This window comes from Variovorax sp. YR752, assembly GCF_943372545.1.
The window spans coordinates 61,961-87,209 of record NZ_CALRZC010000004.1 but is presented as its reverse complement, the minus strand read 5'-3'; the positions used below and the strand labels follow the sequence as shown (position 1 = coordinate 87,209).

Annotated in this window: 22 protein-coding genes and 1 pseudogene; 10 read left to right on the top strand and 13 right to left on the bottom strand. The window is 68.6% G+C overall.

Annotation, left to right across the window (positions count from 1 at the left end):
- A pseudogene (locus AAG801_RS01750) lies at window positions 1–212 on the bottom strand (sensor histidine kinase); the annotation flags it as partial.
- Window positions 212–886: a response regulator transcription factor gene (locus AAG801_RS01745; protein WP_062474437.1), complete on the bottom strand. Its 675-nt coding sequence runs from the start codon at window positions 884–886 to the stop codon at window positions 212–214. The gene AAG801_RS01745 and the pseudogene AAG801_RS01750, both read right to left, overlap by 1 nt.
- Before the next feature lie 179 nt (window positions 887–1,065).
- Between AAG801_RS01745 and AAG801_RS01740 the strand changes: the two genes are divergently transcribed.
- The 3 genes from AAG801_RS01740 to AAG801_RS01730 are packed head-to-tail and all read left to right on the top strand — an operon-like array spanning window position 1,066 to window position 4,117.
- Window positions 1,066–1,734 carry a phosphatase PAP2 family protein gene (locus AAG801_RS01740; protein ID WP_341886883.1) on the top strand — a complete coding sequence of 223 codons (669 nt, stop codon included), beginning with the start codon at window positions 1,066–1,068 and terminating at the stop codon, window positions 1,732–1,734.
- The gene (locus tag AAG801_RS01735) at window positions 1,721–2,296 is read left to right on the top strand and encodes a phosphatase PAP2 family protein (RefSeq protein WP_341886882.1); all 576 of its coding nucleotides are present in this window, start codon (window positions 1,721–1,723) and stop codon (window positions 2,294–2,296) included. The genes AAG801_RS01740 and AAG801_RS01735 overlap by 14 nt, the downstream gene beginning before the upstream one ends.
- Before the next feature lie 57 nt (window positions 2,297–2,353).
- A complete protein-coding gene (locus AAG801_RS01730) occupies window positions 2,354–4,117 on the top strand; it encodes a phosphoethanolamine--lipid A transferase (RefSeq protein WP_341886881.1) in 1,764 nt (587 codons plus the stop codon).
- Between the two features lie 186 nt (window positions 4,118–4,303).
- On the opposite strand, the gene AAG801_RS01725 is transcribed toward AAG801_RS01730, so the two are convergent.
- The 4 genes from AAG801_RS01725 to eat are packed head-to-tail and all read right to left on the bottom strand — an operon-like array spanning window position 4,304 to window position 8,512.
- Window positions 4,304–4,885 (bottom strand): peroxidase-related enzyme, encoded by a 582-nt coding sequence (locus AAG801_RS01725; RefSeq protein WP_341886880.1) that lies wholly within the window; start codon window positions 4,883–4,885, stop codon window positions 4,304–4,306.
- Entirely contained in the window at window positions 4,882–5,697 is an 816-nt protein-coding gene (gene eutC, locus AAG801_RS01720; protein WP_341886879.1) for an ethanolamine ammonia-lyase subunit EutC, read from the bottom strand. Before eutC ends, AAG801_RS01725 begins: the two co-directional genes overlap by 4 nt.
- The gene (locus AAG801_RS01715; RefSeq protein ID WP_341886878.1) at window positions 5,694–7,088 is read right to left on the bottom strand and encodes an ethanolamine ammonia-lyase subunit EutB; all 1,395 of its coding nucleotides are present in this window, start codon (window positions 7,086–7,088) and stop codon (window positions 5,694–5,696) included. Before AAG801_RS01715 ends, eutC begins: the two co-directional genes overlap by 4 nt.
- Window positions 7,089–7,105: 17 nt before the next feature.
- On the bottom strand, window positions 7,106–8,512 hold the full coding sequence (gene eat, locus AAG801_RS01710; protein ID WP_341886877.1) for an ethanolamine permease: 1,407 nt from the start codon (window positions 8,510–8,512) through the stop codon (window positions 7,106–7,108).
- 137 nt (window positions 8,513–8,649) lie between these two features.
- Between eat and AAG801_RS01705 the strand changes: the two genes are divergently transcribed.
- Both AAG801_RS01705 and AAG801_RS01700 read left to right on the top strand, forming a co-directional pair.
- Entirely contained in the window at window positions 8,650–9,060 is a 411-nt protein-coding gene (locus AAG801_RS01705) for an FKBP-type peptidyl-prolyl cis-trans isomerase (RefSeq protein ID WP_101493682.1), read from the top strand.
- 275 nt (window positions 9,061–9,335) lie between these two features.
- On the top strand, window positions 9,336–9,830 hold the full coding sequence (locus tag AAG801_RS01700) for a pentapeptide repeat-containing protein (RefSeq protein ID WP_341886876.1): 495 nt from the start codon (window positions 9,336–9,338) through the stop codon (window positions 9,828–9,830).
- 25 nt (window positions 9,831–9,855) lie between these two features.
- Here AAG801_RS01700 and AAG801_RS01695 read toward each other — a convergent pair whose 3' ends face one another.
- Entirely contained in the window at window positions 9,856–11,454 is a 1,599-nt protein-coding gene (locus AAG801_RS01695) for a glucan biosynthesis protein D (RefSeq protein WP_341886875.1), read from the bottom strand.
- Window positions 11,455–11,691: 237 nt separating this feature from the next.
- Here AAG801_RS01695 and AAG801_RS01690 point away from each other — a divergent pair, with 237 nt between their 5' ends.
- Window positions 11,692–12,444, top strand: coding sequence for an alpha/beta hydrolase (locus AAG801_RS01690; RefSeq protein WP_341886874.1), 753 nt, complete (start codon window positions 11,692–11,694; stop codon window positions 12,442–12,444).
- On the opposite strand, the gene AAG801_RS01685 is transcribed toward AAG801_RS01690, so the two are convergent.
- From AAG801_RS01685 to AAG801_RS01675, 3 genes are all read right to left on the bottom strand, one after another.
- Window positions 12,437–13,480: an RNA methyltransferase gene (locus AAG801_RS01685; protein ID WP_341886873.1), complete on the bottom strand. Its 1,044-nt coding sequence runs from the start codon at window positions 13,478–13,480 to the stop codon at window positions 12,437–12,439. The genes AAG801_RS01690 and AAG801_RS01685 overlap by 8 nt on opposite strands.
- Before the next feature lie 156 nt (window positions 13,481–13,636).
- A complete protein-coding gene (locus AAG801_RS01680) occupies window positions 13,637–16,570 on the bottom strand; it encodes a hypothetical protein (protein WP_341886872.1) in 2,934 nt (977 codons plus the stop codon).
- 220 nt (window positions 16,571–16,790) lie between these two features.
- Window positions 16,791–17,177, bottom strand: a complete 387-nt coding sequence (locus AAG801_RS01675; RefSeq protein ID WP_341886871.1) for a DUF4259 domain-containing protein — start codon at window positions 17,175–17,177, stop codon at window positions 16,791–16,793.
- A 317-nt stretch (window positions 17,178–17,494) separates the two neighbouring features.
- On the opposite strand from AAG801_RS01675, the gene AAG801_RS01670 reads away from it, so the two are divergent.
- A complete protein-coding gene (locus AAG801_RS01670) occupies window positions 17,495–18,496 on the top strand; it encodes a hypothetical protein (RefSeq protein ID WP_341886870.1) in 1,002 nt (333 codons plus the stop codon).
- Window positions 18,497–18,535: 39 nt separating this feature from the next.
- Window positions 18,536–19,336, top strand: a complete 801-nt coding sequence (locus AAG801_RS01665; protein ID WP_341886869.1) for a DUF1266 domain-containing protein — start codon at window positions 18,536–18,538, stop codon at window positions 19,334–19,336.
- Window positions 19,337–19,343: 7 nt separating this feature from the next.
- On the opposite strand, the gene AAG801_RS01660 is transcribed toward AAG801_RS01665, so the two are convergent.
- Window positions 19,344–20,174, bottom strand: a complete 831-nt coding sequence (locus AAG801_RS01660; protein WP_341886868.1) for a class I SAM-dependent methyltransferase — start codon at window positions 20,172–20,174, stop codon at window positions 19,344–19,346.
- Between the two features lie 56 nt (window positions 20,175–20,230).
- The gene (locus tag AAG801_RS01655) at window positions 20,231–22,123 is read right to left on the bottom strand and encodes a sigma-54-dependent Fis family transcriptional regulator (RefSeq protein WP_341886867.1); all 1,893 of its coding nucleotides are present in this window, start codon (window positions 22,121–22,123) and stop codon (window positions 20,231–20,233) included.
- Window positions 22,124–22,363: 240 nt separating this feature from the next.
- On the opposite strand from AAG801_RS01655, the gene adh reads away from it, so the two are divergent.
- Window positions 22,364–23,884 carry an aldehyde dehydrogenase gene (gene adh / locus AAG801_RS01650; protein WP_341886866.1) on the top strand — a complete coding sequence of 507 codons (1,521 nt, stop codon included), beginning with the start codon at window positions 22,364–22,366 and terminating at the stop codon, window positions 23,882–23,884.
- Window positions 23,884–24,267, top strand: a complete 384-nt coding sequence (locus AAG801_RS01645) for a DUF779 domain-containing protein (protein WP_341886865.1) — start codon at window positions 23,884–23,886, stop codon at window positions 24,265–24,267. The genes adh and AAG801_RS01645 overlap by 1 nt, the downstream gene beginning before the upstream one ends.
- Window positions 24,268–24,274: 7 nt before the next feature.
- On the opposite strand, the gene AAG801_RS01640 is transcribed toward AAG801_RS01645, so the two are convergent.
- Window positions 24,275–25,192, bottom strand: a complete 918-nt coding sequence (locus AAG801_RS01640; protein ID WP_341886864.1) for a LysR family transcriptional regulator — start codon at window positions 25,190–25,192, stop codon at window positions 24,275–24,277.
- Window positions 25,193–25,249 lie beyond the last annotated feature (57 nt).

Below are 25,249 nucleotides of genomic sequence, written 5' to 3'. Positions count from 1 at the left end.
TTCAGCTTGTCGAGCTCCTGCACCGCCATGTCGAACATGCGGTGCGACACCTCCACCAGCTCGTTGTCGAAGTTGTGGTTGATCTCGCGGTCCACGTACCAGACCACGGCGAACACGCACAGCAGCCACACGCCGCCGACCCACAGGATCAGCGTGCGCGTGAGGCGCCCGGCCAGCGAATCGCGACGATCGCGAAGCAAGGCGCCGCTCATCATTCCTCGTCGTCCGCCGAGAACGACAGCCGGTAGCCCAGACCGCGCAGCGTCTGGATGTGGCTGCGCCCGAGCTTGCGCCGCAGGCGGCTGATGAACACCTCGAGCGTGTTGCTGTCGGCCTCGTCGCCGAAGCCGTAGAGCGCGTCGGCCAGGTTGTCGCGCGTGTGGATGCGTTCGGGCCGCGTGGCCATCACGCGCAGCAGGGCCCATTCCTTCTGCGTGAGCACGACGGGCACGCCGTCCTTGCGCACGCGGTCGTGGGCGAGATCGATCTCCAGCGTGCCCAGTTGCAGCACCGGCGAGGTGTTGGCGCTGCGCCGGCGCTCCACGGCGCGCAGCCGCGCGAGCAGCTCGGCCGGGTCGTAGGGCTTGATGAGGTAGTCGTCGGCGCCCGCATCGAGGCCGCGGATGCGGTCGGTGACCTGGTCGCGGGCCGTGAGCACGATGACGATGGGCGGCTCGCGCAACGCGCGCACCTGCGGCAGCAAAGAGAGGCCGTCGCCGTCGCCCAGGTGCAGGTCGAGCAGCACTGCCGCGTACTGCACCGAGAGCAGGGCGCCGCGCGCTTCGGCCAGGCTGGGGGCCACATCGACCACGAACGCCTTGGCGACGAGGTAGCTGCAGACCGCGTCTGCCAACGAACTGTCATCTTCGACCAGCAAGATTCGCACGCGGTGGCCTTACAAAAACACGAAGTCTAGCGTCGCCTCCCTGGCCATCGCGTCAGGAATCGTTCAGGTCGCTTCAGACTGGGTTCATCCCGCGTGCGTAGGCTCGCGCCAGTCTGTTCCGAGGCCTGTTTTTCTTCATGACCCGTCGTTCCCCGAACCTCCGTCCCGGAGTCCTGACCTTGCTTGCTCTGGCCCTGTTGATGACCTGGGATGCGCTTGGCGGCGACCTGCCGCTGGCCCGCCTGGCCGGCACGCCGATGGGCTTTCCGTGGCGCGACAACCCCTTCCTGGTCCACGTGATGCACGAGGGCGCCAAGAACCTGAGCTGGCTGCTGCTCGTCGGCCTGTTCGCCGCCATCCGCTGGCCCGTGGGCGTGCTGCGGCGGCTGCCCACCGCCGCGCGGGTGCAGCTGGCGCTGAGCGTGCTGGCCTCGGTCCTGGCCGTGAGCCTGCTCAAGCACGCGAGTGACACCAGCTGCCCCTGGGATGTGAAGGAATTCGGCGGCGTGGCGCAGTACGTGTCGCACTGGGCCTGGGGCGTACGCGACGGCGGACCGGGCGGCTGCTTCCCGGCCGGCCATGCCTCGGCGGCCTTCGCCTTCCTCGGCGGCTACTTCGTGCTGCGGCATGTGGCGCCGCGTGGGGCCATCGTGTGGCTCGGCACGGCGCTGGTCGCCGGCCTCGTGCTGGGCCTGGCGCAGCAGCTGCGCGGAGCGCACTACATGAGCCACACGCTGTGGACCGCGTGGGTCTGCTGGACGGTCGGCTTTGTCATCGAACTGGCGGTGACGCGCCGCCGGAAACCTCTTCCCATCGAGCGCACGGCGCCCCTGCATGCAAGCCCTTGATTTCACCCTGTTCAGTTGGATCAACGCTTCGGCCCACGCACCCGCGTGGAGCATTCGCTTCGCGGTGTTCGCGTCCGATGTGCTGCCGACGCTGCTGGCACTGTCGATCGCCGCCGCCGCGGCTTTCGATCGCCGCTGGCGCCATGCCTTCTTCACCGCGCTCGTCAGCGTGGTCGTGGTGTGGCTGGTGGTGAACGTGTTCCGTTCTGTGCTGCCGTTCCCACGGCCCGCGTTCTACGGGCTGGGCATCCAGTGGGTGCCGCAGGGCGCGCGGCCGGGCTTCCCGAGCCTGCACGCGGCCGGCACCTTCGCCGCCGCCTTCTCGCTGTGGTGCCTGCCGTGGCGCACGCCCATGCGGCTGGCGCTCGTGGCGGCGGTGGTGGTGGCCTGGAGCCGGTTGTACCTGGGCCTGCATTTCCCGACCGACGTGACGGCCGCCGCGATCCTGGCGGCGCTGGTCTCGATCGTGGTGGAGCGCGGCATCAGCCGCCCCGCCGGCCGCGTGGTGTCGCGCAGCCCGCGCCTGCGGTTGCTGCGCCGCGCGCGCATCGGCCGAGTCTGAATGCGCTCTGAATGAGGTGTTCAGGCTCTCTTCAGGCACGCTGCCTACATTGGCTGCATGTCTGTTTCGCGTCTCGACTCCGCGCTGCTCGCGCGTGTTCCCCACCGCTCTGATTTCGGCCCCGTGCCGCTGTCGGATGCGGGCGCCGCCGGCACCCTGTGGCAACGCATCGACGGCTGGATCTCGCAGCCGCGCTCGACCCGGCAGGTGATCGTCTGGCTGAGCCTGTACCTCGGCCTCACCGCCAACTGGCCGCTGCTGAACGACCTGGCCCGCCTGGGCGGCGCGCCCAGCACCTACATGCCGACCATCGTCGCGCTGGGACTGCTCACCTTCTGCGGCACCGTCGCGATGCTGTCGCTCACGGCCTGGTCGCGCTGGATGAAGCCGCTGTGGCTGGCCGTTGTCGTGATCGCCGCGGTGGCGCAGCACTACATGCTTCAGTACCGCGTGGTGATGGACCCGAGCATGATCGCGAACGCGTTCCAGACCGACCCCAACGAAGCGCGCGACCTCCTGAGCGGGCGCATGGCCTTCAACGTGCTCGTGGTGGTGCTGCCGGCAGCCTGGGCGATCTGGCGCGTGCGCATCGTGCCGATGGGTCTGCTGTCGCACGCTTGGCGCAACGCGCTGCTGCTGGTGCTGGCCGCCGTCGTGGCCGTGGGCACGGGCGTGGCGATGAACCGGCAGCTCGCGCCGCTGATGCGCAACAACGTGCACCTGCGCTACATGATGAACCCGATCGCCAGCCTGTACTCGGCGAGCGCCGTGGTGCTCAAGCCGATGTTCAAGCGCAGCAGCAAGCTGATTCCCGTCACCGCCGGCACCGCGCTCGGCGCAAGCTACGCGGCGCAGAAGCGGCCGCCGCTGTTCGTGGTGGTGGTGGGCGAGACCGCACGCGCCGATCACTTCGGCCTGAACGGCTACGCCCGCGACACCACGCCCGAGCTCGTCAAGCGCAACGTGCTGAGCTACCGCGAGGTGCGCTCCTGCGGCACCAACACGCTGGCCTCGGTGCCCTGCATGTTCTCGCCGCTGGGCAAGAGCGGCTACGAATCGCGCAAGGACGAGTACGAGAACCTCATGGACGTGCTGCAGGCCTCGGGCCTGGCGGTGTTCTGGCTCGACAACCAGGCCGGTTGCAAGGGTGTGTGCGCGCGCGTTCCGAATGCCTCGGCCTTCGACGGGCTCGACGCCGCCACCAAGAAGGCGCTGTGCGACGGCGAGGAGTGCCTCGACGACGTGATGCTCAAGGGCCTCGACGAACGCATCGCCGCGCTGCCCGCCGAGCGCCGCGCCAAGGGCGTCGTGCTCGTGATGCACCAGATGGGCAGCCACGGCCCGGCCTACTACAAGCGCTCGGCGCCCGAACTGAAGCGCTTTGCGCCGGAGTGCAAGACCAACGCACTGGCCGAATGCGCGCATGCCGAGTTGATGAACGTCTACGACAACTCGATCGCCCAGACCGACCATTTCCTCAGCCAGACCATCGACTGGCTCCAGACCCAGTCAAAAGAGTACGACCCGGCGCTGCTCTACATGAGCGACCACGGCGAGTCATTGGGCGAGTACGGCCTGTTCCTGCACGGCGTGCCGTACAGCTTCGCGCCCGATGCGCAGAAGCACGTGCCCCTGGTCACATGGTTCGGCGACGGCATGAGCGAGCGCCGCAAGCTCTCGCGCGCGTGCATGGAAGCGGGCCTGGACGCACCGCTCACGCACGACAACCTCTATCACACGGTGTTGGGCCTCATGGACGTGACCACGCCCACCTACAGGCCCGCGCTCGACGCGCTGGCCTCGTGCCGCGGCAAGGCCTGAGAAGGTGTGAACGAACCCGCCATGCCCGCTCATCCCGCCCAGACACGCCCCCTCTGCGTTGCAAATGCTCGCCATAGCCCGAGCTATGGCTGCGCTTTGCGCCTTGATGGGGCGCGCCTGGGCGGGCTGCTCGGCCACGCCGGATTCATTCACACCTTCTGAGCCCGTCGCCGCAGCTTCAGCTTCTTACTTCTTCTCGCGCGGCAACCGGCCCATCAGGAAGAACTCAGGGTTCGGCTGCATGCCGCTGAAGCTGGCCAGCCGGTTGCTCAGGCCGAAGAAGGCCGTGATGGCTGCGATGTCCCAGATGTCCTCGTCGTCGAAACCATGCGCGTGCAACGGCCCGAAGTCGCGGTCGTCGATCTCGTGCGAGCGTTCGCAGACCTTCATCGCAAAGTCGAGCATCGCGCGCTGGCGCTGCGTGATGTCGGCCTTGCGGTAGTTCACCGCCACCTGGTCGGCCACCAGCGGTTTCTTCTCGTAGATGCGCAGCAGCGCGCCATGCGCCACCACGCAGTACAGGCATTGGTTGACCGCGCTGGTGGCGGTGACGATCATCTCGCGGTCGCCCTTGGTGAGCGAGCCTTCTTCCTTCAGCATCAGCGCGTCGTGGTACGCGAAGAAGGCGCGCCATTCGGCAGGGCGACGTGCCAGGCCGAGGAACACGTTGGGCACGAAGCCGGCCTTTTCCTGCACGGCGAGGATCGCGGTGCGGAGGTCGTCAGGCAGGTCTTTCAGTTCGGCGAGGGGGTAGCGGGGGGCGGTCATGTCTTTGTCTCCTGGGGATCGGTCCCGGGATCATAGGCAACGGCGTCCGTGCCTGCAGCCAGCACCGCCAGATCGCTCTCGTCCTTGAGCCCCACACCGCTCAACCCCCGGCGCAGCGACTCGCGCACCAGCCACGCCAGCTTGAGGGCCGCGTGCGCGTACGACAGCCCCTCGGGCCGCACGTTCGAGATGCAGTTGCGTTCGGCGTCGTGCCGGCCCCGCCGTGGCGCGTGGGTCAGGTAGATGCCGAGGCTGTCGGGGGAGCTGAGGCCCGGGCGTTCGCCGATCAGCATGACGGACAGCCCTGCGCCGACCGCTTCGCCCAGTTCGTCGGCCAGCGCCACGCGCGCCTGCGTGGCGATGAACACGGGCGACAGGCGCGTGCCGGGCGGCAACTGCGGGCGCAGCGCCGCGAGCAGCGGCACGGCGTGGCGCGCGACGGCGAGTGAGGAAAGTCCGTCGCCGATCACGAGGCAGACGTCGCAGCCGCCCGCGGGCCGGTCGTTGCGCAGGCGCGCGGCGTCTTCGGCGTCGAGCTGGCGGCCGAGGTCGGGGCGGCGCAGGTAGGTGGTGCGGTCGGGTGCGCGGCTGTGTACGCGGCTCACCTGCCATTGGTCGGCGCGCAGTGCGGCATCGAGCGCGTCGACATCGAGTGCCGCATGGATCGCATCGCGGGCCATCGCGTGGGCCCAGCCGAAGCGCAGCGTTTCGTCGGTGGGCATGCCGGCACCGGCGCGGCCGAGTGCAAGCCGCGCGGGCGTGGCGGCGCGCCATTGCGCCCAGGGGTTGGGGGTGACCGGCGAATCGCTCATGGTGCGAGCGCGGACAGCCCGCCCATGTCGCTCAGCAGCCGGTTGGCCGAGGGCGGTGCGAGCCGCCCGGTGGTGTCGGTGATCTGCATGCGCTGCAGCCAGGCTTCGAACTCGGGCGCGCGTTTGAGGCCGAGCGTCTCGCGCAGGAACAGCGCGTCGTGGAACGAGGTGCTCTGGTAGTTGAGCATCACGTCGTCGGCGCCCGGGATGCCCATGATGAAGTTGATGCCCGCGGTGCCCAGCAGCACGAGCAGCGTGTCCATGTCGTCCTGGTCGGCTTCGGCGTGGTTGGTGTAGCAGATGTCGCAACCGATCGGCAGGCCCATCAGCTTGCCGCTGAAGTGGTCCTCGAGCCCGGCCCGAATGATCTGCTTGCCGTCGTACAGGTACTCGGGGCCGATGAAGCCGACCACGGTGTTGATGAGCAGCGGCTGGTAGCGCCGCGCGAGCGCATAGGCGCGCACCTCGCAGGTCTGCTGGTCGACGCCGAAGTTGGCGTTGGCCGAGAGCGCGCTGCCCTGGCCGGTCTCGAAGTACATGAGGTTGTTGCCGACGGTGCCGCGCGCGAGCGATTGGGCTGCGGCATGGGCTTCGTCGAGCAGCGCGGGTGTCACGCCGAACGACAGGTTGGCCTGCTCGGTGCCGGCGATCGACTGGAACACGAGGTCCACCGGCGCGCCGGCCTCGGCGAGCTTCAGCGTGTTGGTCACGTGCGTGAGCACGCAGCTCTGCGTGGGAATCTCGAAGCGCTGGATCACCTCGTCGAGCATGTGCAGCAGGCGCCCGAGCACCGGCAGGCTGTCGGACACGGGGTTGATGCCGATCACCGCGTCGCCCGCGCCGTAGAGCAGGCCGTCGAGCGTGGAGGCAGCCACGCCGCGCAGGTCGTCGGTGGGGTGGTTGGGTTGCAGGCGCACGGCCAGGTGGCCGGGCAGGCCGATGGTGTCGCGAAAGCGCGTGACCACATGGCACTTCTTCGCGACCGCGACCAGGTCCTGGTTGCGCATGAGCTTGGACACGGCCGCGACCATCTCGGGTGTGAGGCCCGGCGCGAGCGCGGCGAGTACCTCTGTGGTGGCTTGTTCTGACAGCAGCCAGTTGCGGAAGTCGCCGACCGTGAGGTGAGCGACCGGCGCGAAGGCCTGTGCGTCGTGCGTGTCGATGATGAGCCGCGTGATGTTGTCCTGCTCGTAGGGAATCAGCGCTTCGGTGAGGAACTGCTTGAGCGGCGTGTCGGCCAGCACGTGGCGCGCGGCCATGCGCTGCTGCGCGGTGGCCGCGCCGAGGCCCGCGAGGTAGTCGCCCGAGCGCGCGGGGCTGGCGCAGGCGAGCACCTGTCGCAGATCGTCGAAGGTGAAGCCCTGGCCGGCAATGGTGGTGCGGTAGCGCATCGTGTCGTTGGAATTTTTCAGGGCGTGGACGACAGCATCTCGTCCGGCGCGGCGGCGTCGCGCTGCGCCGAGGTGAGCAGGAAGTAGCCGTAGGCGGCCGCCATCAGCAGGAGGAAGAGCACCGTCAACATGGTGTTGAACCACACCATCGCGCCCAGGCACACCAGGCCGAGGCCGAGTGCGACGGCCGGGAACACGGGGTAGAAGGGCGCGCGGTAGGTGCGCAAGAGATTCGGTTCGCTGCGGCGCAGCTTGAACAGCGCGGCCATCGAAATCAGGTACATCACGATCGCGCCGAGCACGGCCATCGTGACGATGTTGGCGGTGAGCGTCTGGCCGCCGAACTGCACCCACGTGTCGCTGAAGATGGCGACGATGCCCACCACGCCGCCGGCCAGCAGTGCGCGGTGCGGCGTGTCGAAGCGCGGGCTCAGGCCGGCGAAATAGCGCGGCAGATAGCCGGCGCGCGCGAGCGCGAAGATCTGGCGCGAGTAGCCCATCAGGATGCCGTGGAACGACGCGATGAGCCCGAACAGCCCGATCCACACCAGCATGTGCAGCCAGCCGCTGTCGCCGCCCACCACCGCTTTCATGGCCTGCGGCAGCGGGTCGTTGATGTTCGCGAGTTGGCGCCAGTCACCCACGCCGCCCGCGAAGATCATCACGCCGAAAGCCAGCAAAACCAGCGTGACGATGCCGGTGGTGTAGGCCAGTGGAATGGTGCGGTGCGGATCGCGCGCTTCTTCGGCCGCCATGGCCGCACCTTCGATCGCCAGGAAGAACCAGATCGCGAATGGGATCGACGCGAAGATGCCCGACACCGCCGCGCCGTTCAGCACATTGCCGCCGGCCCAGCCGTTGGCCACGAAGTTCGCCATCGACCAGCCCGGTGCGACCACACCCATGAACACCAGCAGCTCGAAGATTGCGAGCACGGTAACGAACAGCTCGAACGCCGCCGCGATGCCGATGCCGATCCAGTTGAGCCCGATGAAGATCACGTACGCCCCGACCGCGAACCACTTCGGGTTGATGCCCGGGAACTGCACGTTGAGGTAGGCGCCGATCGCCAGCGCGATGGCCGGCGGCGCGAAGACGAATTCGATCAGCGTTGCGAAACCCGCCACGAAACCGCCCCGCGGCCCGAAGGCGCGCCGCGCATAGGCGAAGGGGCCGCCCGCGTGCGGGATGGCGGTCGAGAGCTCGGTGAAGCTGAAGATGAAGGTCGTGTACATCGTCGCCACCAGCACCGTGGCGACCAGGAAGCCGAGCGTGCCGGCCGTGTTCCAGCCGTAGCTCCAACCAAAGTACTCACCCGAGATGACGAGGCCGACGGCGATGCCCCACAACTGGATGGGACCGAGGACTTTCTTGAGATGGCCGGTGCCGGCGAGGGGGGCCGGCGAGGCGTTGTTGGAGCGCATGGGGGGCTTCCTCTCTTTGTGGATGGTGACAGTGCGTCTGTCCCAAAGCAAGGGCCGTTCCATCGGATACATCGGCGTACAGGCGGCTTCACCGGGGCTGTCCATAATCGGCAGCTTTTCAACCACCGAGGTGTTTCGTGAAGTCATTTGTCTGTGCCGCACTCGTGTCCGTCTTTGCCATCCCCGCAGCCTTTGCGCAATCCGCCGCGGTCACCACGCCCAGCGGCCTGATCTACCAGTCGCTCAAGGAAGGCGCCGGCGCATCGCCCGCCGCCACCGACGTGGTCAAGGTCCACTACCGCGGCACCTTCCCCGACACCGGCAAGGAGTTCGACAGCTCGTACAAGCGTGGTGAACCCACCGAGTTCCCGCTCAACGGCGTGATCCCGTGCTGGACCGAAGGCGTGCAGAAGATGAAGCCGGGCGGCAAGGCCAAGCTGACCTGCCCGCCGTCGATCGCGTATGGCGCGCGCGGTGCGGGCGGTGTGATTCCGCCGAATGCGACGTTGAATTTCGAAGTCGAGCTGGTGTCGGTCACGAAGAAATAGGGGTCGCGGCCGGTCGGGGCAATGGGCGGTGCGTGCAGTCCATCACGCCGCCCGCCTCGCAATCGTTGCCCGATTCTTTCCTTCCGTTTTTGCGGGCATGGGCCTCCCACAATCCGCGGCCTGACTCCTGATCCACGGGAGCGGCTTCTGGGAGGAATACATGTCCGCATTCAGTGCTGCGTCAAGGCGCACGCTTCAAATCAATCGCACCTCCACTCTGGTGTTTCTGGGGTGTCCGTTGCCCTCATGTGCAGTCGGATTTGTCGAGGCGCACCATGAGCGCTAAACAACTCATCGAGGACCACGACAAATGGCGAAAGGGCGCAGGCGGTGTGCCAGCGGGTCTTTCCGGCCAGAGCGACGGCAATGCCTACGCTGGCCTCGACCTCAACCTGATCACCTTTTCGTCGAGCGCCTTCAGTGGCAGCAGCTTCACGTCAATCGCTTTTCAAGACGCCGTCTGGACCGCATGCCAGTTCAGCAGTTGCAGCTTCAGCCAGTGCGACATGCAGCGGATCGCGATCAGCGGATGCAACTTCGTCGACTGCACTTTCAGCGCGTCGCAGTTGAAGGCCAGCACGCTCAGCGATTGCACCTTCACCCGGTGCAACTGGACCGCGCTGAATTTCGATGCGAGCCAGTGGTCGCGTTTGAAGTTGCTCGACTGCAGAGGCACGCAGGTGAGTGCGACCGGCCTGCAGGGCGAGCAGGTCGACTTCACGGGCAGTCAGTTCGAAGACATGCAACTGACCAACGCGCGAATCAACTGAGGCTGCGAGAGGCAGCCGCTCCCGCTCACCCCGGCTGGTACTGGTACAGCCAGGTCTCCGTCAACGTCTGATCCCCGTTCTTCAGGTACAGCCGCATGTCGACCGGCTCCGTGCCTTCGGGCGTGAAGTCGAACTGTGCGCGCCAGTGGCCCGGCACGCCGTTGGGCACGGCTTCGGCGAAGACGTAAGAGAACTTGCCGCGCGGCGCGGTGAGCACGAGTTCGGGCTTGACGCCGAAGGGCACCGTGGTGAGTGGTTGCCCGACGAACTCCACCATGAACTTGCGCACGCCCTGCGGACGCGGTTGGCCGGGCTGGCCGCCGCGGCCGATGCGGGTGGCCACGCAGCGCGCGAGCGGTGACGGAAAGGGCTCCTGGTCGGTCCAGTGCAGCCGGTATTGCAGGCTGTAGCTCGACCCGGCCTTGGCATCGGCCTTGGGCACCCAGAAGGCGACGGTGTTGTCGTGGATCTCGTCGTCGGTCGGGATCTCGATGAGCTGCACCGAGCCTTCGCCCCAGTCGCCCAGCGGTTCGATCCACAGGCTCGGGCGCTTCTCGTAGTTGACGCCGTCCTGGTAGTGGTCGAAGTTGCGGTCGCGCTGCAGCAGGCCGAAGCCGCGCGGTCGGGTGTCGGCGAACGCGGAGGCGCGTGTCTGCGTGGGGTTGTTGAGTGGTCGCCAGATGCGCTCGCCCGCGCCGTTCCAGATCGCGAGGCCGTCGGAGTCGTGCACCTCGGGGCGCCAGTCGATCGCGGTGGGCTTGATGGTTTCCGAGTACCAGTACATCGACGTGAGCGGCACCAGGCCCAGGCGCGAGACGTCGCGGCGCAGGAACACGCGCGCGTCGATGTCCATGATCACGGCCTTGCCGCGCTGCATGATGAACTTGAACACGCCCGTGACGCTCGGCCCTTCGAGCAGCGCGTAGACGGTCATCGACGTGGTGTTGCCCGCGGCGGGCGTTTCGAAATAGAAGCGCGTGAAGTTCGGAAACTCCTCGGGCTTGTCGGGCACCGCCACGTCGAGCGCGATGCCGCGCGCCGACAGGCCGTACTGATAAAGCTCGCCGATGGCGCGGAAGTACGAGGCGCCGAGAAAGGCGACCCAGTCGTTTTTCTGCCAGTCGAGCTTGCCTTGGTCGCCCAGGCGGCTTTCCTGCAGGCGAAAGCCCGCGAAGCCGGCGCCTTCGGGCAGCGCGCGTGCGGGGCTGTCGGGAGGCATCGAGAAGTACGACGGGCTGTAGAGCACTTCGCGCGCAAAGCTGTCGCCGCCGGCGGACTCCAGCACGTGCATGCGCACGGGTGTCTGGAAGAAGCGGCCGAGGTGAAAGAACGTGACCGGAAAGGCGCCGGGCCCGTCGCGGAAGAGGGCGTTGGCGGGGTCGAAGCGGATCTTGCCGTGCGCGTCGTAGTCGATGCGCTCCAGCACCTGCGGCGCCAACGGCGCGGCGGCGTTGTAGGGGCGGGCGGCGAGGCGCTTGGCCTGCGCGACGAGCGAATCAAAAGAGAAGGGCGCCGGCTGGCTCAGTTGCAGGCCGTTGGCGGCCAGCGCCTCTTCGGGCAGTCCCAGGGCGGCGAGTGCGGCGGCGGCACTGCCGGCGGCGAGGAAGGATCGGCGATCAAGCATGGGTTCTTGAGGGGCGGCGAAAGCCTTTGAAGGGGAAGGGAAAGGAAAGAGCCAGAGGGGCGACGGGGAAAAACGTCAAGCATGCCCCGAACCACAGGGTACGGCGCGTCAGCCATTCCGCGCAAACGGGGCCGGACAAGGCCCCGCGTTGTCTTGCGGCAGCGGGTACCGACCAAGCCCTTTTCGCGGCGTCGCCGGGTATTCTCGCGCCATCGAAAGTGCCTGGAGACCATGGACATGTACACGGAACAAGGCGGCGAAGGCCCGGACCTGCTGGTGCTGCTGCACGGCATGGGCGCGACAGGCGCGGTGTGGTCGCCGCTGTGCGCACAGGCCGGTGCGCGATGGCGTGGCCGTTGGCTGGCACTCGACCTGCCCGGGCACGGCGCATCGGACCGGCAGGCTTCGTATGCCATCGGCCAGCACGCCGCCACCGTGGCGCGCGCGGTGCTGCCGCATCTGCAGCCCGAAGGCCGACTCGTGGTGCTCGGGCATTCGCTGGGCGGTGTGATCGGGCTTGCGCTCGCGACGGGATGGTTCGGCGTTGTGCCGCATTCGGTGTTCGCTGCGGGCATCAAGGTTGGATGGAGCGATGAAGAGGTCCGCCGCATGGACACACTGGCGATGCAGCCCGCCAAGAAGTTCGCGACGGAAGCCGAGGCGCGGGACCGCTACCTCAAGGTTTCCGGCTTGGCGGGGATCGTCGATGCGACGGCGGTTGTTGTTGCGCGCGGCGTCGCGCAAGATGCCGAGGGCTGGCGCCTCGCGATGGACCCGCGTGCCAATGCCGTGGGCAAGCCGCCGCTGTCTGAACTGGTGGGATTGGCGCGCTGCCCGATCCACCTCGGCCAAGGCCGCCACGATGCGCTGGTCACCCTCGAGCAGACCCGTTCCCTCGACCCCGAAGCCCGCGACCTGGGCCCGCACGGCCACAACGTGATGGTCGAGGCGCCCGCGGCGGTCTGGGACTGGGTGGCCTCGCTCAGCTGAGCCGCTCGTCGGCGCGGCGGATCGGTACCGTCACCCGCACTTCGGCCGCGCGCGCCCGCAACTGGCCGCAGCCGCCGTCGACGTCCTGCCCGGCCGAGTAGCGCAGCTTCGTGAGGATGCCGCGTTCGTGCAGCGTTCGTGCCATCTGCTCGCAGCGTTCGCGCGACGGGCGGCCGAAGTCCACGCCCTCCACCGTGTTGAACGGGATCATGTTCAACACGCCGTACTTGCCGGAGAGCAGCCGCACGATGCCTTCGATTTCTTCGGGCCCGTCGTTCACGCCTTCGAGCAGCGTCCACTGGTATTGGATGGGGTAGCCGGTGGCGCGGGCGTAGTGCTCGCCCGCGTCGATGAGGGCTTCGGGCGTCAGGTTCGGCGCGCGCGGAAGGAGCTTGCGGCGCAGCGCCGCATCGGTCGTGTGCAGCGAGAGCGCCAGCGCGGGCCGCACGCGCGCCTGCAGCAGCCGCTCGAACACGCGCACATCGCCGACGGTGGAGAACACCAGGTTCTTGTGGCCGATGTTGCCGACCGTGCCGAGCAGTTCGATCGCCTCGATCACGTTGTCCAGGTTGTGGGCCGGTTCGCCCATGCCCATGAACACCACCTTGCGCACGGGCCGGCGCAGGCGCGCGAGAGCAACCTGGGCAATGATCTCGGCGCTTTCGACCTGCCGCAGCAGGCCGTCGCGGCCCGTCATGCAGAACTGGCACCCGACGGCGCAGCCGACCTGCGACGAGACGCACAGCCCGTCGCGCGGCAGCAGCACGCTTTCCACCGTTTGGCCATCGGCCAGTGCGACGAGCAGTCGCTCGGAGCCGTCGGCGCCGGGATGAATCGCATGGATGCGCGCCAGGCCCGCGAGTTCGGCCTCGATGGCCGGCAGGGCCTCCAGCAGCGACGACGGGAAGAAGGTGGCCGGCAGGCGCCGGCCGCTGTTGCGCGGCAGCGCATGCGACCACAGCCGCAGGATGCGCTGCTCGTGGCTCGGGCCGGCCCCGGCCTCGCGGAGTCGTCGTTTCAGTTCGTGGATTCGCATGCGCGGCGTGGGGCAGAGGGGCTCAGGGACTCGGAGAGCGCCGATTGTGCACGGCAGGCGTGCGAAGGCGCAGCGCGCCGGGATCGGTGCGCTGCGCCTTCGTGCGCGGGAAAAGGAACAAAGGGGAAGGCGCCGTCGCCAGCCCCCCGTCCTGGATCAGCCCAGCAGGCCGTGCAGGATGTTCGTCACGGGCGCCAGCGTGGCGCCGGTGCCGTTGTGGTCGAGCAGGCTGGTGATCGGGGCCACGACCTCGCACACCGCATGCTCGACGGTGTTAACCACCTCGGCGACAACCGGAGCGACCGCCGAGCCTGCGCCCGCCAGGATGTCGGTCGCGGGCGCCGTGGCGCCCGATGCGGCCTGCGTGGCTTCGGCCGCGACGGGCTCGGCGGCGTCGGCCGCATGGCCGAGCACCGACGACACCGGCGCCAGGATGTCCGCGGCCGGGCCCGAGCCTCCCAGCAGCCCGCCAAGCAGGCTGCCGACGAGACCGTCTTCGCCGACGATGCCACCGAGCAGGCCGCCTTCGCCGCCACCGAGGACACCGCCCAGCAGGCCGTCATCACCGAGCACGCCACCGAGGAGGCCGCCTTCATCGCCGCCGAGGACGCCGCCCAGCAGACCGTCGTCACCCAGTACGCCGCCGAGCAGACCACCGTCACCGCCGAGGACGCCGCCCAGGAGGCCGTCGTCGCCCAGTACGCCGCCGAGCAAGCCGCCTTCACCGCCGATGACGCCACCCAGCAGGCCGTCATCACCGAGGACGCCGCCGAGCAAGCCGCCTTCGCCGCCGATGACGCCACCCAGCAGGCCGTCATCACCGAGAACGCCGCCGAGCAGGCCGCCGTCACCGCCGAGAACGCCGCCCAGGAGGCCATCGTCACCGAGCACGCCGCCGAGCAAACCACCGTCGCCACCGCCGAGCAGACTGCCCAGCAGGCCTTCATCGCCCAGCAAGCCGCCGAGCAGACCGCCGTCACCGCCAAGGACACCGCCCAGCAATCCGTCGTCACCCAGCAAGCCGCCCAGCAAACCACCGTCACCGCCGAGCACGCCACCCAGCAGGCCACCACCGTCGCCGCCCAGGACGCCATTCAACAGACCGCCGACCGGGCCTTCGGCACCGAGGATGCCGTCGTCACCCAGCACACCGCCCAGCAGCCCATCGCCAGCGAGGACGCCACCCAGTAGCCCGTCATTGCCCAGCAAGCCACCGAGCAGGCCGTCTTCGCCGCCAAGCAGGCCGGCCACCGGCGTTGCGCTCAGCAGGGCGCCGACCGCGCCGTCGGGGCCGAGCAGGTTGTCCACGAGCCCGTCGCAGCCGAGCAGTCCGCCGGTGAGGCCTTCGCTGCCGAGCAGGCCGGACAGTGCGCCGTCGCCGCCGAGCACGCCGCCCAGGATGCCTTCGTCGCCGAGGAGGCCGTTGACCAAGCCGCCATCGCCCAGCACGCCGCCGAGCAGACCGCCGTCACCACCGAGGACGCCACCCAGCAGGCCGTCGTCGCCCAGCACACCGCCCAGCAAGCCGCCTTCCCCACCGAGGACACCACCCAGCAAGCCGTCGTCGCCCAGCACACCGCCAAGCAGACCGCCTTCGCCACCGAGAACGCCACCCAGCAGGCCGTCGTCGCCCAGCACGCCACCAAGCAGACCACCGTCGCCTCCGAGGACGCCGCCAAGCAAGCCGCCTTCGCCGCCAAGGACGCCACCCAGCAATCCGCCATCACCCAGCACGCCACCCAGCAGCCCGTCATCCCCCAGAAGCTGCCCGATCAATCCGTCTTCGCCGAGCACGCTGCCCAGCAGGCTGCCATCACCCAGGAGCCCTTCGAGCACCTGGCCGACGACGCCGTCGGTGCCGAGCAGGTCGTCCACCAGACCGTCCAGGCCCAGCGGAACGGTGACGCCGGCCAGCAGGCCTTCGCTGCCCAGCACGTTCTCGAGCGCGTTGCCCAGCGCGTCGGTCAGGTAGTCGACCTGGCCGATCAGCGAGCCGACGAGGGCGTCGGTCAGGCCTTCACCGAGCAGGCCGTCGACCACGGGGGCCACCACGCCGCCCACGTGAATGGCAATGTCTTCGACCACGTTGTCCACGGGCTCGAATTCGTTCGGATCGTTGGGCGTGAACTCTTCGCCGGTGACCGGCGAGAGCAGGTCGTCGACCAGGTCGGTGAGGCCGTCGGCCACCGGCATCAGCGAGGCCAGCGTGCCCGACGAACCGGAGGCGCCGCGCACGTTGGCCGCACCGCCGCCCAGGCCGAGCGCGTTGTCGAGGGCGCCCAGCAGCCCCCCGGCGAGGCCGTCGCCCGGATCGAGCAGGTGGTCGCCATCGGCGTCTGCGTCAGCGTCGGCATCCGCGTCGGCATCTGCATCCGAATCGGCGTCCGAGTCTGCGTCGGCGTCCGAATCGGCATCGGCGTCCGCGTCGGCATCCGAGTCGGAGTCGGCATCTGCATCGGCATCCGAGTCGGCGTCTGCGTCGCTGTCTCCGCCGCCCGACACGAACAAAGGGAAGCCGCCGCCGTCACCGCCGCCACCACCGCCGAGCGCAGCGGCGAGGCCGACGGCGCCCAGCGCGCCGAGTGCGAATTCGCCCAGCCCGATGCCGCTGCCGGCCGCGGTCTTCTTGCTGACCGCGAGCGCCGCGGCTTCCGCGTCGCTGTCGGGCGAGGTGACATCGAGGTTGCCTGCGGCCACATCGACGTTCACCTGCTCGAGGCCGCTGGACAGCTTGGTCGAGGTGATGGTGGCGTCGGTGCCGCTCGCGAACACGCCGGCCAGCGGCGCCTTGTTGGTGGCCGAGCCGGGGAACAGCACGTTGGCCTGGCCGCCGTCGGGCACGATCACGCGATCGCCCGCAATGAGGTTCTGGTTGCCGTCCACCGGCAGGCGCACTCCGTCGCGCATGACGACGGTGCCGGGCGTGGCATTGGACAGCGTGCCCAGGCTGGAAGGCCCGGCGGGCGCGGCCATGGGGGCGCCGGCGCCGACGGGGCCCAGGGGCGTGACGCTGGCCTGCGCAAGCACCACGGGGGCACCGCTTTCGGCGGCTGCGGGGATCGAAGCGATCGGCGATACGGTGGTGGTCATGCGGCCTCCTCGTCAAATAAATGACTACAGAGGGCAACATGCGTGCCGCCTTTGCTTTCAGCTTTCAGCGGCTGCCCGAAAACGCCGTATCTCGTTGATTCGAAACGATTTTTGTGCGAGAGACCCTGTCAGCCTCGCGGTGCAAAACGGGCAGCTGTCGCCACTCGTTACGTAACACGGCGCAATTTTTTGCCGGAACGTCGGCGACGTTCGGCGGTGCTCAGTTGCGCAGCCGTGCCTGCAGGCTTTTCAGGTTCGCCAGCCATGCGAGGTAGTCCTCGTCGTCCTCGCCCAACTCGGCCCAGGTGTCGTGCCCATCGGCATCGGGATCGTCGAGGATGGCCTGCAGGGCGTCGGCGGCGGCATGGCGCAACGCCGTGGGCGGCGCGGCCTTGCCGGCGCACCAGTCGACGGCATCGGGGTGCGCATCGGCGCTGCCGTGTCCGGCGAGCAGTGCGAGCACTTCGGCTGCGGCGACGGTGCCTTCGGTTGAACCCGACTCCAGCGTCTCCTGGATGAATGCGAGCGCGTCGTCGGCCTCTTGCAGTTCAGCCAGCCAATCGAGTGCCTCGTCGTTGCCGAAGCCTGCGGTGGACCATGTACCCATTCGTTTGACTCCCGTGTGTGGCGCGGCCACGTTGCAGATGAGGTGATGCTAGCGGCACGAATTTCGTGATCGCAGCCGCTCTCAGAATTCGTCAGAATGGCAAACGACGCTTCCAATTAGCATGGCCGCGCCTTCGACAGGGAGGCGTGATCTTTCAGTCCGTGAGCCGCCGGAAACCCCTCCTTTGGGCCGGCATTGCGGCGGTGTCCTTCCAGGACATTCCGCGGTCACGACCGATCTGCCGTGCAGTGCCAACGCAAGCAGATGTCGGGCCGCATACCTATTCACATGTCCACGGTTTCAGGGAGAGATTCAGCATGTCATTCGTTTTTTCGTCCTTCACCGATCACCTGGGCGCGCTGCCGCCCGAACGCTCGCGCCACGGCGATGCGTTGCGCGCACGGGTCCAGCAACAGGTGCAGGCACCGCTGCATGCCGACTTGTCGGCCTTCGCCTTCCTGCCCGACCAGGCCGACCACCCCGACCACGAAGACGCACCGCAGGTGTTCGCGCAAGCGGTCGAGCAGATGTACCTGCCCAAGCCCTGGCTGGGCGACGAGATTCCGCTGTTCTTTCTCGGCTATCACGCAATGAACCGGCTCAGCGGCAAGCGCACCTCGCAAGGCCTGCTGCTGACCGATCAGGCCATGTACGTGCAGGACGACTTCACCGTGCTGTCGGCCGCACCGCCGCCGGCCCAAGGCCATGCCTTGCCCGCGCGCGCGGACGACGCGCCTTCGTTCGTCTCGACGCTGCTCGCGCGCTACAAGGCGTGGAAAGACTGGTCGGGTGTGGCCGACGAACCCGAGCCGGTGCTGCTCAAGCGCTGCGGCGAACTGCTGGCGCCAGCGGTCGCGGCGGTGGTCGCTTACCACGCGGAAAACGGCAGCCAGCGGCAGGCGCAGCAGCGCGTGTGGACGCTGGCCGAGCTGGTGGCCGACTACGACGCGGCCGACACCTTGCTCGACCCCGCCAACCCGAAGCTGGCCAAGAAGCTGGGCAAGGTGAGCGACAAGTTCCAGATCTCCGCGGGCGAGACGCTGCAGTTCGCGCTGGCCGACTTTCCGCTGTTCGGCGGCCCCTACGGCGTGGCGCTCACGGCGCAGGCGCTGTACGGCAAGGACCTGATGGAGTCGCCGCTGCGCATCGCGCTGGAGCGCGTGGAGGCGCGCTCGCTGCAGATCGGGGAGAAGGGCGACCAGCTGCTGACCGGCTCGACGCCGCCGATGGCACTGCCCGCGCACATGAAGGAATCGCTGCGCGCGCCGTTCCTCGCGTTCCTGCAGCAGGAAGTCGTGCGACTGCAATCACGGGCCTGATCGGCTTCAACAACTTCATCAACTCGGGGGGGAGATTCCATGGGGTTCAAGGACACGCTCGCGCACTCGATGCTCGACAACGACAAGCTCAAGTTCGACGCCGCCGCACCGGCGCTTTCCGCGCAGGAGCAATGGCTGGTCACGCTGAGCACGCCGCTGTCGGCCTTCAACGGCGACGTCGTGAATGCCGTGCTCACCGGCAGGGACAACGACACGCTGCGCGAAGGCGTCGCGCAGGTGTGGAACGTGACCGACCGCGCGAGCTTCGAGCAGACCGCACGCTGGCTGACCGAAGAAGGGCAGCGCGCGAAGTACCTGCCGTCGTGGAAGGCCATCGGCGCGATCGACGCGGCGGTGCAGTCCACGCCGGGCGTGCTGCGCCTGGTCATGGACGCGTGGTTCCCCGCGTTCTTCCAGATCAAGGCGCGTGAGCATCTGGACATGCGTGTGCTTTCCGCGCAGACCGGACATTCGAACGCCGAGCTGAGCCAGCTGATGACGGGCAGCCAGAGCTGGGTCAACGCCTTGCGCAAGCACTTCGGCGTGGCGCCGGCGCAGCTGACGAGCCTCGTGGCCTGGGATGCGGTGCGACTGGCCAACCTGACGCGCTGGGCGGTGCAACTGGGCTACATCGAGCGCGCCGAGTTCACGGACTTCGCGGGCGGCCTGGAGTCGCCGGTGCGTGCGGCCTATGCCAACTGGTCGCAGGTGAGCGCGGCGTACATCGCAGGCGGCCTGATCTGGCAGTACTCGGATGCGCGCGAAGAGCACCTGCTGCGCACGAACCGCCTGTTGCTGAGCGACGCGCGCAGCCCGCACCGCAGCGTGCCTTTCGCCTGACCTTGCCCTAATCTTTCGCGCTCAGCGCGTACACCGCATAGATCGGCACGCCGAGAAAGAACAGCACCATCGGCGCGAACAGCGTGTAGGGCCAGCCGATGCCTTCCATCACGCGGTAGGTGCCGTCCAGCTGCAGGCGCGGATGCGGCCGCGTGAGGTCGTCGTAGCGGCGCAGGCCCCACTGGAACTCCGCACCCGTCGCGCGCACCGACGGGTGCTGGCGCGCGCGGCCCACGGCCAGCCAGCACATCGCATCGAAGGCCAGCACCGAGCCCGCGGGCGCGCGCTCGCCGAAGGTGGTGAACACGGCGTTCACCTGCTCGGGTGTGAGGTACATCAGCACGCCTTCGGTGAAGAGGAAGACAGGCTGCGCCTGGCGCTTGCGTGGCAGGCCGAGCTGGTCCCACCAGTCGGGCGCCGTCAGGTCGAGTTCGCGCACGTCGTGGCGCGGATGGGTGTCGGGCAGCAGCTCGCGGCGCAGCTCCAGCACCTCGGGCAGGTCGGCGTCGGTCATGCGCGACTTGCCGTCGTCCAGCCACTGGAAGTAATGGCTCAGGCCGCAGCCCATGTTCACGACGCGTGCGCCCGGGTTCGCCTTGAGGAAGTCTTGCGCCAGGCTGCGAAAGCGCCGCGTGCGCGCGAGGATGCCGAAGATGGTCGTGCGGTCGTCGGGCAGGGCGTGGTCGTCGTCGCGGATCTTTTCGAGAATGCCGGCGGCGTAGGCGTCGCGCACCGCCATCTGCGGAAAGAGCGCATCGCCCGAAGCCCGCGCGGCCAACGGAATCCGCAAGGTGGACGGCACGGCCGAGAGCTTGCGCGCGGGTTTGCCGGTGGTCATGGAGGCGGGAACAGGGCCATGCGCAAAGTCTGGCCGGTCCCGCGCGTGCGGGCAAGTCAGTCTTTGGTGTTGCCCGTGGGTGGGCGCTGGCGCGCGAGGTGGCGGTACACGGTGGCGCGGTGAACGCCGAGCCGGCGGGCCGCACGTGCCACGTCGTGGTCGCAGGCGCGCAATGCTTCGTCGATGGCGTGGCGTGTGATGGTCTGCAGCGGGGCGTTGGGTTGCGACGCTGCGGCTTCGCTGAAGTCAGCAACGGGCGCGGCGTCGTGCAGGTGCGCGGGCAGCGCATCGGCCGTCACCGCATCGCCCGGATCGGCCAGTGCGACCAGCGCGCGCAGCACGCTGCGCAATTCGCGCACGTTGCCGGGCCAGCGGTAGGCGGCCAGGCGTTCGAGCGCGTCGTTCTCCAGGCACAGGTGCTTGGCGGCGCCGCCCGATTCGAGGAACAGCCGCGCGATCAGCGCGCGTCGGTCGGCACGTTCGTGCAGCGCGGGCAGGGCGACGGTGAAGCCGGCCACGCGGTACATCAGGTCAGCGCGGAAGCGCCCGGCCTCGACCAGCGCGGGCAGGCCGGCGTGCGTGGCACAGACCAGATCGAAATCGACCGCCACGCCTTGGCCGCCGCCCAGCGGTGTGACCACGCGGCCTTCGAGCACGCGCAGCAGGCGCGTCTGCAGCGCGAGCGGAATCTCGGCGATCTCGTCGAGAAACAGCACGCCGCCGTGCGCCTCGCGGATGCGGCCCGGCATGCCCTTGCGGCGCGCGCCGGTGAAGGCGCCTTCTTCGTAGCCGAACAGCTCGGCCTCGATCAGCGTCTCGGGCAGCGAGGCGCAATCGACCGCCACGAACGGGCCCGCGCTGCGGCGGCTGGCGGCGTGCAGGCGGCGCGAGAACACCTCCTTGCCGCTGCCGGTCTCGCCGTTCACCAGCACCGGCACGCCTTCGTTGAGCACGCGCACGGCGCGCGCCAGCAGCGGGCGCACCACGTCGTCGTTGTCGACCGGAGCGGCGTTGGCGGCCATCGCTTGCCGCGCGCCGCTGCGGCCCGCGCCGCTGTTCGCCGTGCCCGTGCGTTCCATGACGGTCGCGATCTGCCGTCCGCCCGGCAGCGTGAGCAGGCTGCGCCGGTGTTCCATGCGCGGCCATTGCGCGCCGAGGAATTCTTCGGCATCGAGGTCGAGCAGGCCCTCCCATGAGCGGCCGAACAGGTCGAGCGCGACGCGGTTGGCCGCGACGATGCGCCCGCCCTCGATCACCATCAGCCCTTCGCGCGCGGTGCCGATCAGCGCGGGCCGCGCATGGAAGCGCAGCACATGGCCCGAGGCCTCGGCCAGCAGCATGCGGTGCTCGACCTGCTGCGCCGCCATGCGCACGAGGCCCAGCGCGTGGTGGTTCACGCGCGCGGTCTCGCCCGAGATGTCGAGCGCGCCGGCCAGTTCGCCGCGCCCGCTGAAGATGGGCGCCGCCGCACAGCCCAGCCGACCGTTCTGTGCCAGGTAGTGCTCGCCGCCCAGCACCATCAGCGCCACACGCTCGGCCAGCGCCGTGCCGATGGCGTTGGTCCCGCGGTGGCTCTCCGACCATTCCACGCCGGGCTGCAGCGCCACGCGCTGGGCCTTGGGCAGAAAGTCGGGGCTGCCGATTTCTTCGAGGATGAGGCCGGTTGCGTCCGACAGCGCGACGATGCAGCCGTTGCCCACCGCATGCTCGGCGAGCCCGTCGAGTTCGGGCTGCGCGCAACTAAGCAGGCGCATCGCCTGCTCGCGCCGCTCGTTGAGCAGCGACGGCGCCATCGGCGTGGGGTCGATGCATTGCGGATCGACCGGCCGGCTGCGCTGCCACGAGCGCGAGATGTGCGGCGCGATCCACGGCGCCGGGTCGCGGCCCTGCGCGAAGAACAGCTCGCGGGCCTGCGCGACGCTGACGGATGGCACTGACGCTTCACTCATCTTGCGGAACTCCGATGACAGGGGTTGCCGGCGATTCGCCTTGTGCGACATCGTAGTCGCCGTATTCGCGCAAACATGTCGCAGATTGCGAATGGAAACCCTCTGCGCGGCCCGCGCCTCTCTGGCGCGGGGCTTGGGGATTGTCCCGATCCGCGCAGGTATGCCGCTTGCGGTGACTGTGCGGGCCGCCGCATGTCGCGGTGCCGCCTGCTCACACACCTTACCCAACGGAGACAACCCATGGACATGCTCGAACCGGGCAAATTCGGTACCGCAGTGCCTTTCAAGGCGCGCTACGGCAACTACATCGGCGGCGAATGGGTCGCGCCGGTGGAGAACCAGTATTTCGGCAACATCACGCCCGTCACCGGCAAGGTCTTCTGCGAAGTGCCGCGCTCCAGCGCCGCCGACATCGACCGCGCGCTCGACGCCGCCCACAAGGCCAAGGCCGCTTGGGGCCGCACCTCGACCACCGAGCGCGCCAACATCCTGAACCGCATCGCCGACCGCATGCAGGAAAACCTGGCCATGCTGGCCGCCGCCGAGACGTGGGACAACGGCAAGCCGATTCGCGAGACCATGGCCGCCGACCTGCCGCTGGCCATCGACCACTTCCGCTACTTCGCCTCGTGCATCCGCTCGCAGGAAGGCGGCATCAGCGAGATCGACCACGAGACCTTCGCGTACCACTTTCATGAACCCATCGGCGTGGTCGGCCAGATCATTCCGTGGAACTTCCCGATCCTCATGGCCGTGTGGAAGCTCGCGCCCGCGCTGGCGGCCGGCAACTGCGTGGTGCTCAAGCCGGCCGAGCAGACGCCGGTGTCGATCCTGGTGCTGATGGAGGTCATCGGCGACCTGCTGCCGCCGGGCGTGCTCAACGTGGTCAACGGCTTCGGCGTGGAAGCGGGCAAGCCGCTGGCGTCGAGCAACCGCATCGGCAAGATCGCCTTCACCGGCGAAACCACCACCGGCCGGCTGATCTCGCAGTACGCGAGCCAGAACCTCATTCCGGTGACGCTGGAGCTGGGCGGCAAGTCGCCCAACGTCTTCTTTGCCGACGTGATGGAGCGCGACGACGCCTTCTTCGACAAGGCGCTCGAAGGCTTCACGATGTTTGCGCTGAACCAGGGCGAGGTCTGCACCTGCCCGAGCCGCGCGCTCATTCAGGAATCGATCTACGACCGCTTCATGGAGCGCGCATTGAAGCGCGTGGCCGCGATCAAGCAAGGCAGCCCGCTCGATGCGGCCACGATGATCGGCGCGCAGGCCTCGAGCGAACAGCTGGAAAAGATCCTGTCGTACCTCGACATCGGCCGGCAGGAGGGCGCGCAGGTGCTGATCGGCGGCGAACGCCAGCAGCTGGACGGCGACCTGGCCGACGGCTACTACGTGAAGCCGACCGTGTTCCGCGGCCACAACAAGATGCGCATCTTCCAGGAAGAAATCTTCGGCCCGGTCGTGTCGGTCACCACCTTCAAGGACGAGGAAGAGGCGCTCGCCATCGCCAACGACACGCTCTACGGCCTGGGCGCCGGCGTGTGGAGCCGCGACATGAACCGCGCCTTCCGCATGGGCCGCGGCATCCAGGCCGGCCGCGTGTGGACCAACTGCTACCACCAGTACCCGGCGCATGCGGCTTTCGGTGGCTACAAACAGTCGGGCATCGGACGCGAGAACCACAAGATGATGCTCGACCACTACCAGCAGACCAAGAACCTGCTCGTGAGCTACAGCGAGAACAAGCTGGGCTTCTTCTGATGACCGGCGAGGTCCTGCGCGTCACCGCGACCGATGCGGCGCTCGCGCTCATCGACGACCTCGCCGCCAGGCACGGCCCGCTGATGTTCCATCAGTCGGGCGGCTGCTGCGACGGCAGCGCACCCATGTGCTACGCGCAGGGCGAGTTCATCGTGGGCGACTACGACCGGCTGCTGGGCCACCTCGGCGGCATGCCGTTCTACATCAGCGGGCCGCAGTTCGAGTACTGGCAGCACACGCAGCTGATCATCGACGTGGTGCCGGGGCGCGGCGGGATGTTCTCTCTGGAAGGGCCGCTGGGCGTGCGCTTTCTGACGCGCTCGCGGTTGTTCACGGAGGCGGAGTGGGCGCTGCTCGAGGCCGAGGCGGCGAAGCAGGGCTGATCGGGTTTCAGTTCGATGAGGCGAGCAGCTGCCGCACCAGCAGCTGCGCTGCCGGCGACAGCGCCGCGCCCGTCTTCGTCGCCATCAGCAGGCGACGCGTGGCCCACGCGTCCTTCAGGTGCACCACCTTCAGGTCGAGTGCGGCCACCTGCGCCTTGCAGGCGGCCAGCGGCACCACGCCGATGCCGAGGTTGGCCGCGATCATGTGGCACATCGCATCGAAGCTGCGCACCTGCACGCGCAGGCGCATCGGAATGCCGGCCTGCTCGGCGGCGCGCGAGGTCAGCTCGAGCAGTGAGCTGCTGCGGTTCAGCCCCACGAACTCATGCGCCAGACAGGTCTTGAAGTCGACCTGCTTCGCGCGCAGCCGGGCCAGCGGGTGTGGCCTGGCGCAGAGCACCACGAGCTCGTCGGTCTGGAAGGGCGCGACGTCGAGGCCGTAGGCGGGCGTGTTCTCGGCGAACACGCCGACATCGGCGAGGCCGTCGACCAGTGCGCGGACGATGTCGCCGCTCAGCTGTTCCTCGACCTCGACGCGGATGTCGGGATGCTGTCCCAGAAAAGCTGCCAGCGTGGTCGGCAGGAACTCCGTCAGCGCCGACATGTTGGCCCACAGCCGCACATGGCCGCGCACGCCGCTGGCGTAGTCGCCCAGCTCGTTGCTGAACTGCTCGAAGCCCTGGAAGAGCCGCATCGCATGCTGCATCGCCACATGCCCGGCGGGCGTGAGCGCGATGCCCTGGGCGCTGCGTTCGAGCAGCTTCGAGCCCGTGGCGGCTTCGAAGTCGGACAGGCGCCGGCTCGCCGCCGAGAGCGCGAGGTGGCACGCCTCCGCGCCCTTGGTGATGCTGCCCGACTGGGCCACTGCGCAGAAGAGGCGCAGCGTCACGAAATCGACACGCGCGGGGTTGATGGTGCTGGGCATCGGCGGATTCTAGAGAGCACGCCAGTGCCGAAAGTCATGCGCATGGGCTAAAAGATT

Coding starts and splice junctions, on each gene's coding strand:
- AAG801_RS01735 (WP_341886882.1), top strand. CDS start 1,721: ATGCAAGCCCTTGATTTCACCCTGTTCAGTTGGATCAACGCTTCGGCC.
- AAG801_RS01730 (WP_341886881.1), top strand. CDS start 2,354: ATGTCTGTTTCGCGTCTCGACTCCGCGCTGCTCGCGCGTGTTCCCCAC.
- AAG801_RS01725 (WP_341886880.1), bottom strand. CDS start 4,885: ATGACCGCCCCCCGCTACCCCCTCGCCGAACTGAAAGACCTGCCTGAC.
- eutC (WP_341886879.1), bottom strand. CDS start 5,697: ATGAGCGATTCGCCGGTCACCCCCAACCCCTGGGCGCAATGGCGCGCC.
- AAG801_RS01715 (WP_341886878.1), bottom strand. CDS start 7,088: ATGCGCTACCGCACCACCATTGCCGGCCAGGGCTTCACCTTCGACGAT.
- eat (WP_341886877.1), bottom strand. CDS start 8,512: ATGCGCTCCAACAACGCCTCGCCGGCCCCCCTCGCCGGCACCGGCCAT.
- AAG801_RS01700 (WP_341886876.1), top strand. CDS start 9,336: ATGAGCGCTAAACAACTCATCGAGGACCACGACAAATGGCGAAAGGGC.
- AAG801_RS01695 (WP_341886875.1), bottom strand. CDS start 11,454: ATGCTTGATCGCCGATCCTTCCTCGCCGCCGGCAGTGCCGCCGCCGCA.
- AAG801_RS01690 (WP_341886874.1), top strand. CDS start 11,692: ATGTACACGGAACAAGGCGGCGAAGGCCCGGACCTGCTGGTGCTGCTG.
- AAG801_RS01685 (WP_341886873.1), bottom strand. CDS start 13,480: ATGCGAATCCACGAACTGAAACGACGACTCCGCGAGGCCGGGGCCGGC.
- AAG801_RS01680 (WP_341886872.1), bottom strand. CDS start 16,570: ATGACCACCACCGTATCGCCGATCGCTTCGATCCCCGCAGCCGCCGAA.
- AAG801_RS01675 (WP_341886871.1), bottom strand. CDS start 17,177: ATGGGTACATGGTCCACCGCAGGCTTCGGCAACGACGAGGCACTCGAT.
- AAG801_RS01670 (WP_341886870.1), top strand. CDS start 17,495: ATGTCATTCGTTTTTTCGTCCTTCACCGATCACCTGGGCGCGCTGCCG.
- AAG801_RS01665 (WP_341886869.1), top strand. CDS start 18,536: ATGGGGTTCAAGGACACGCTCGCGCACTCGATGCTCGACAACGACAAG.
- AAG801_RS01660 (WP_341886868.1), bottom strand. CDS start 20,174: ATGACCACCGGCAAACCCGCGCGCAAGCTCTCGGCCGTGCCGTCCACC.
- AAG801_RS01655 (WP_341886867.1), bottom strand. CDS start 22,123: ATGAGTGAAGCGTCAGTGCCATCCGTCAGCGTCGCGCAGGCCCGCGAG.
- adh (WP_341886866.1), top strand. CDS start 22,364: ATGGACATGCTCGAACCGGGCAAATTCGGTACCGCAGTGCCTTTCAAG.
- AAG801_RS01645 (WP_341886865.1), top strand. CDS start 23,884: ATGACCGGCGAGGTCCTGCGCGTCACCGCGACCGATGCGGCGCTCGCG.
- AAG801_RS01640 (WP_341886864.1), bottom strand. CDS start 25,192: ATGCCCAGCACCATCAACCCCGCGCGTGTCGATTTCGTGACGCTGCGC.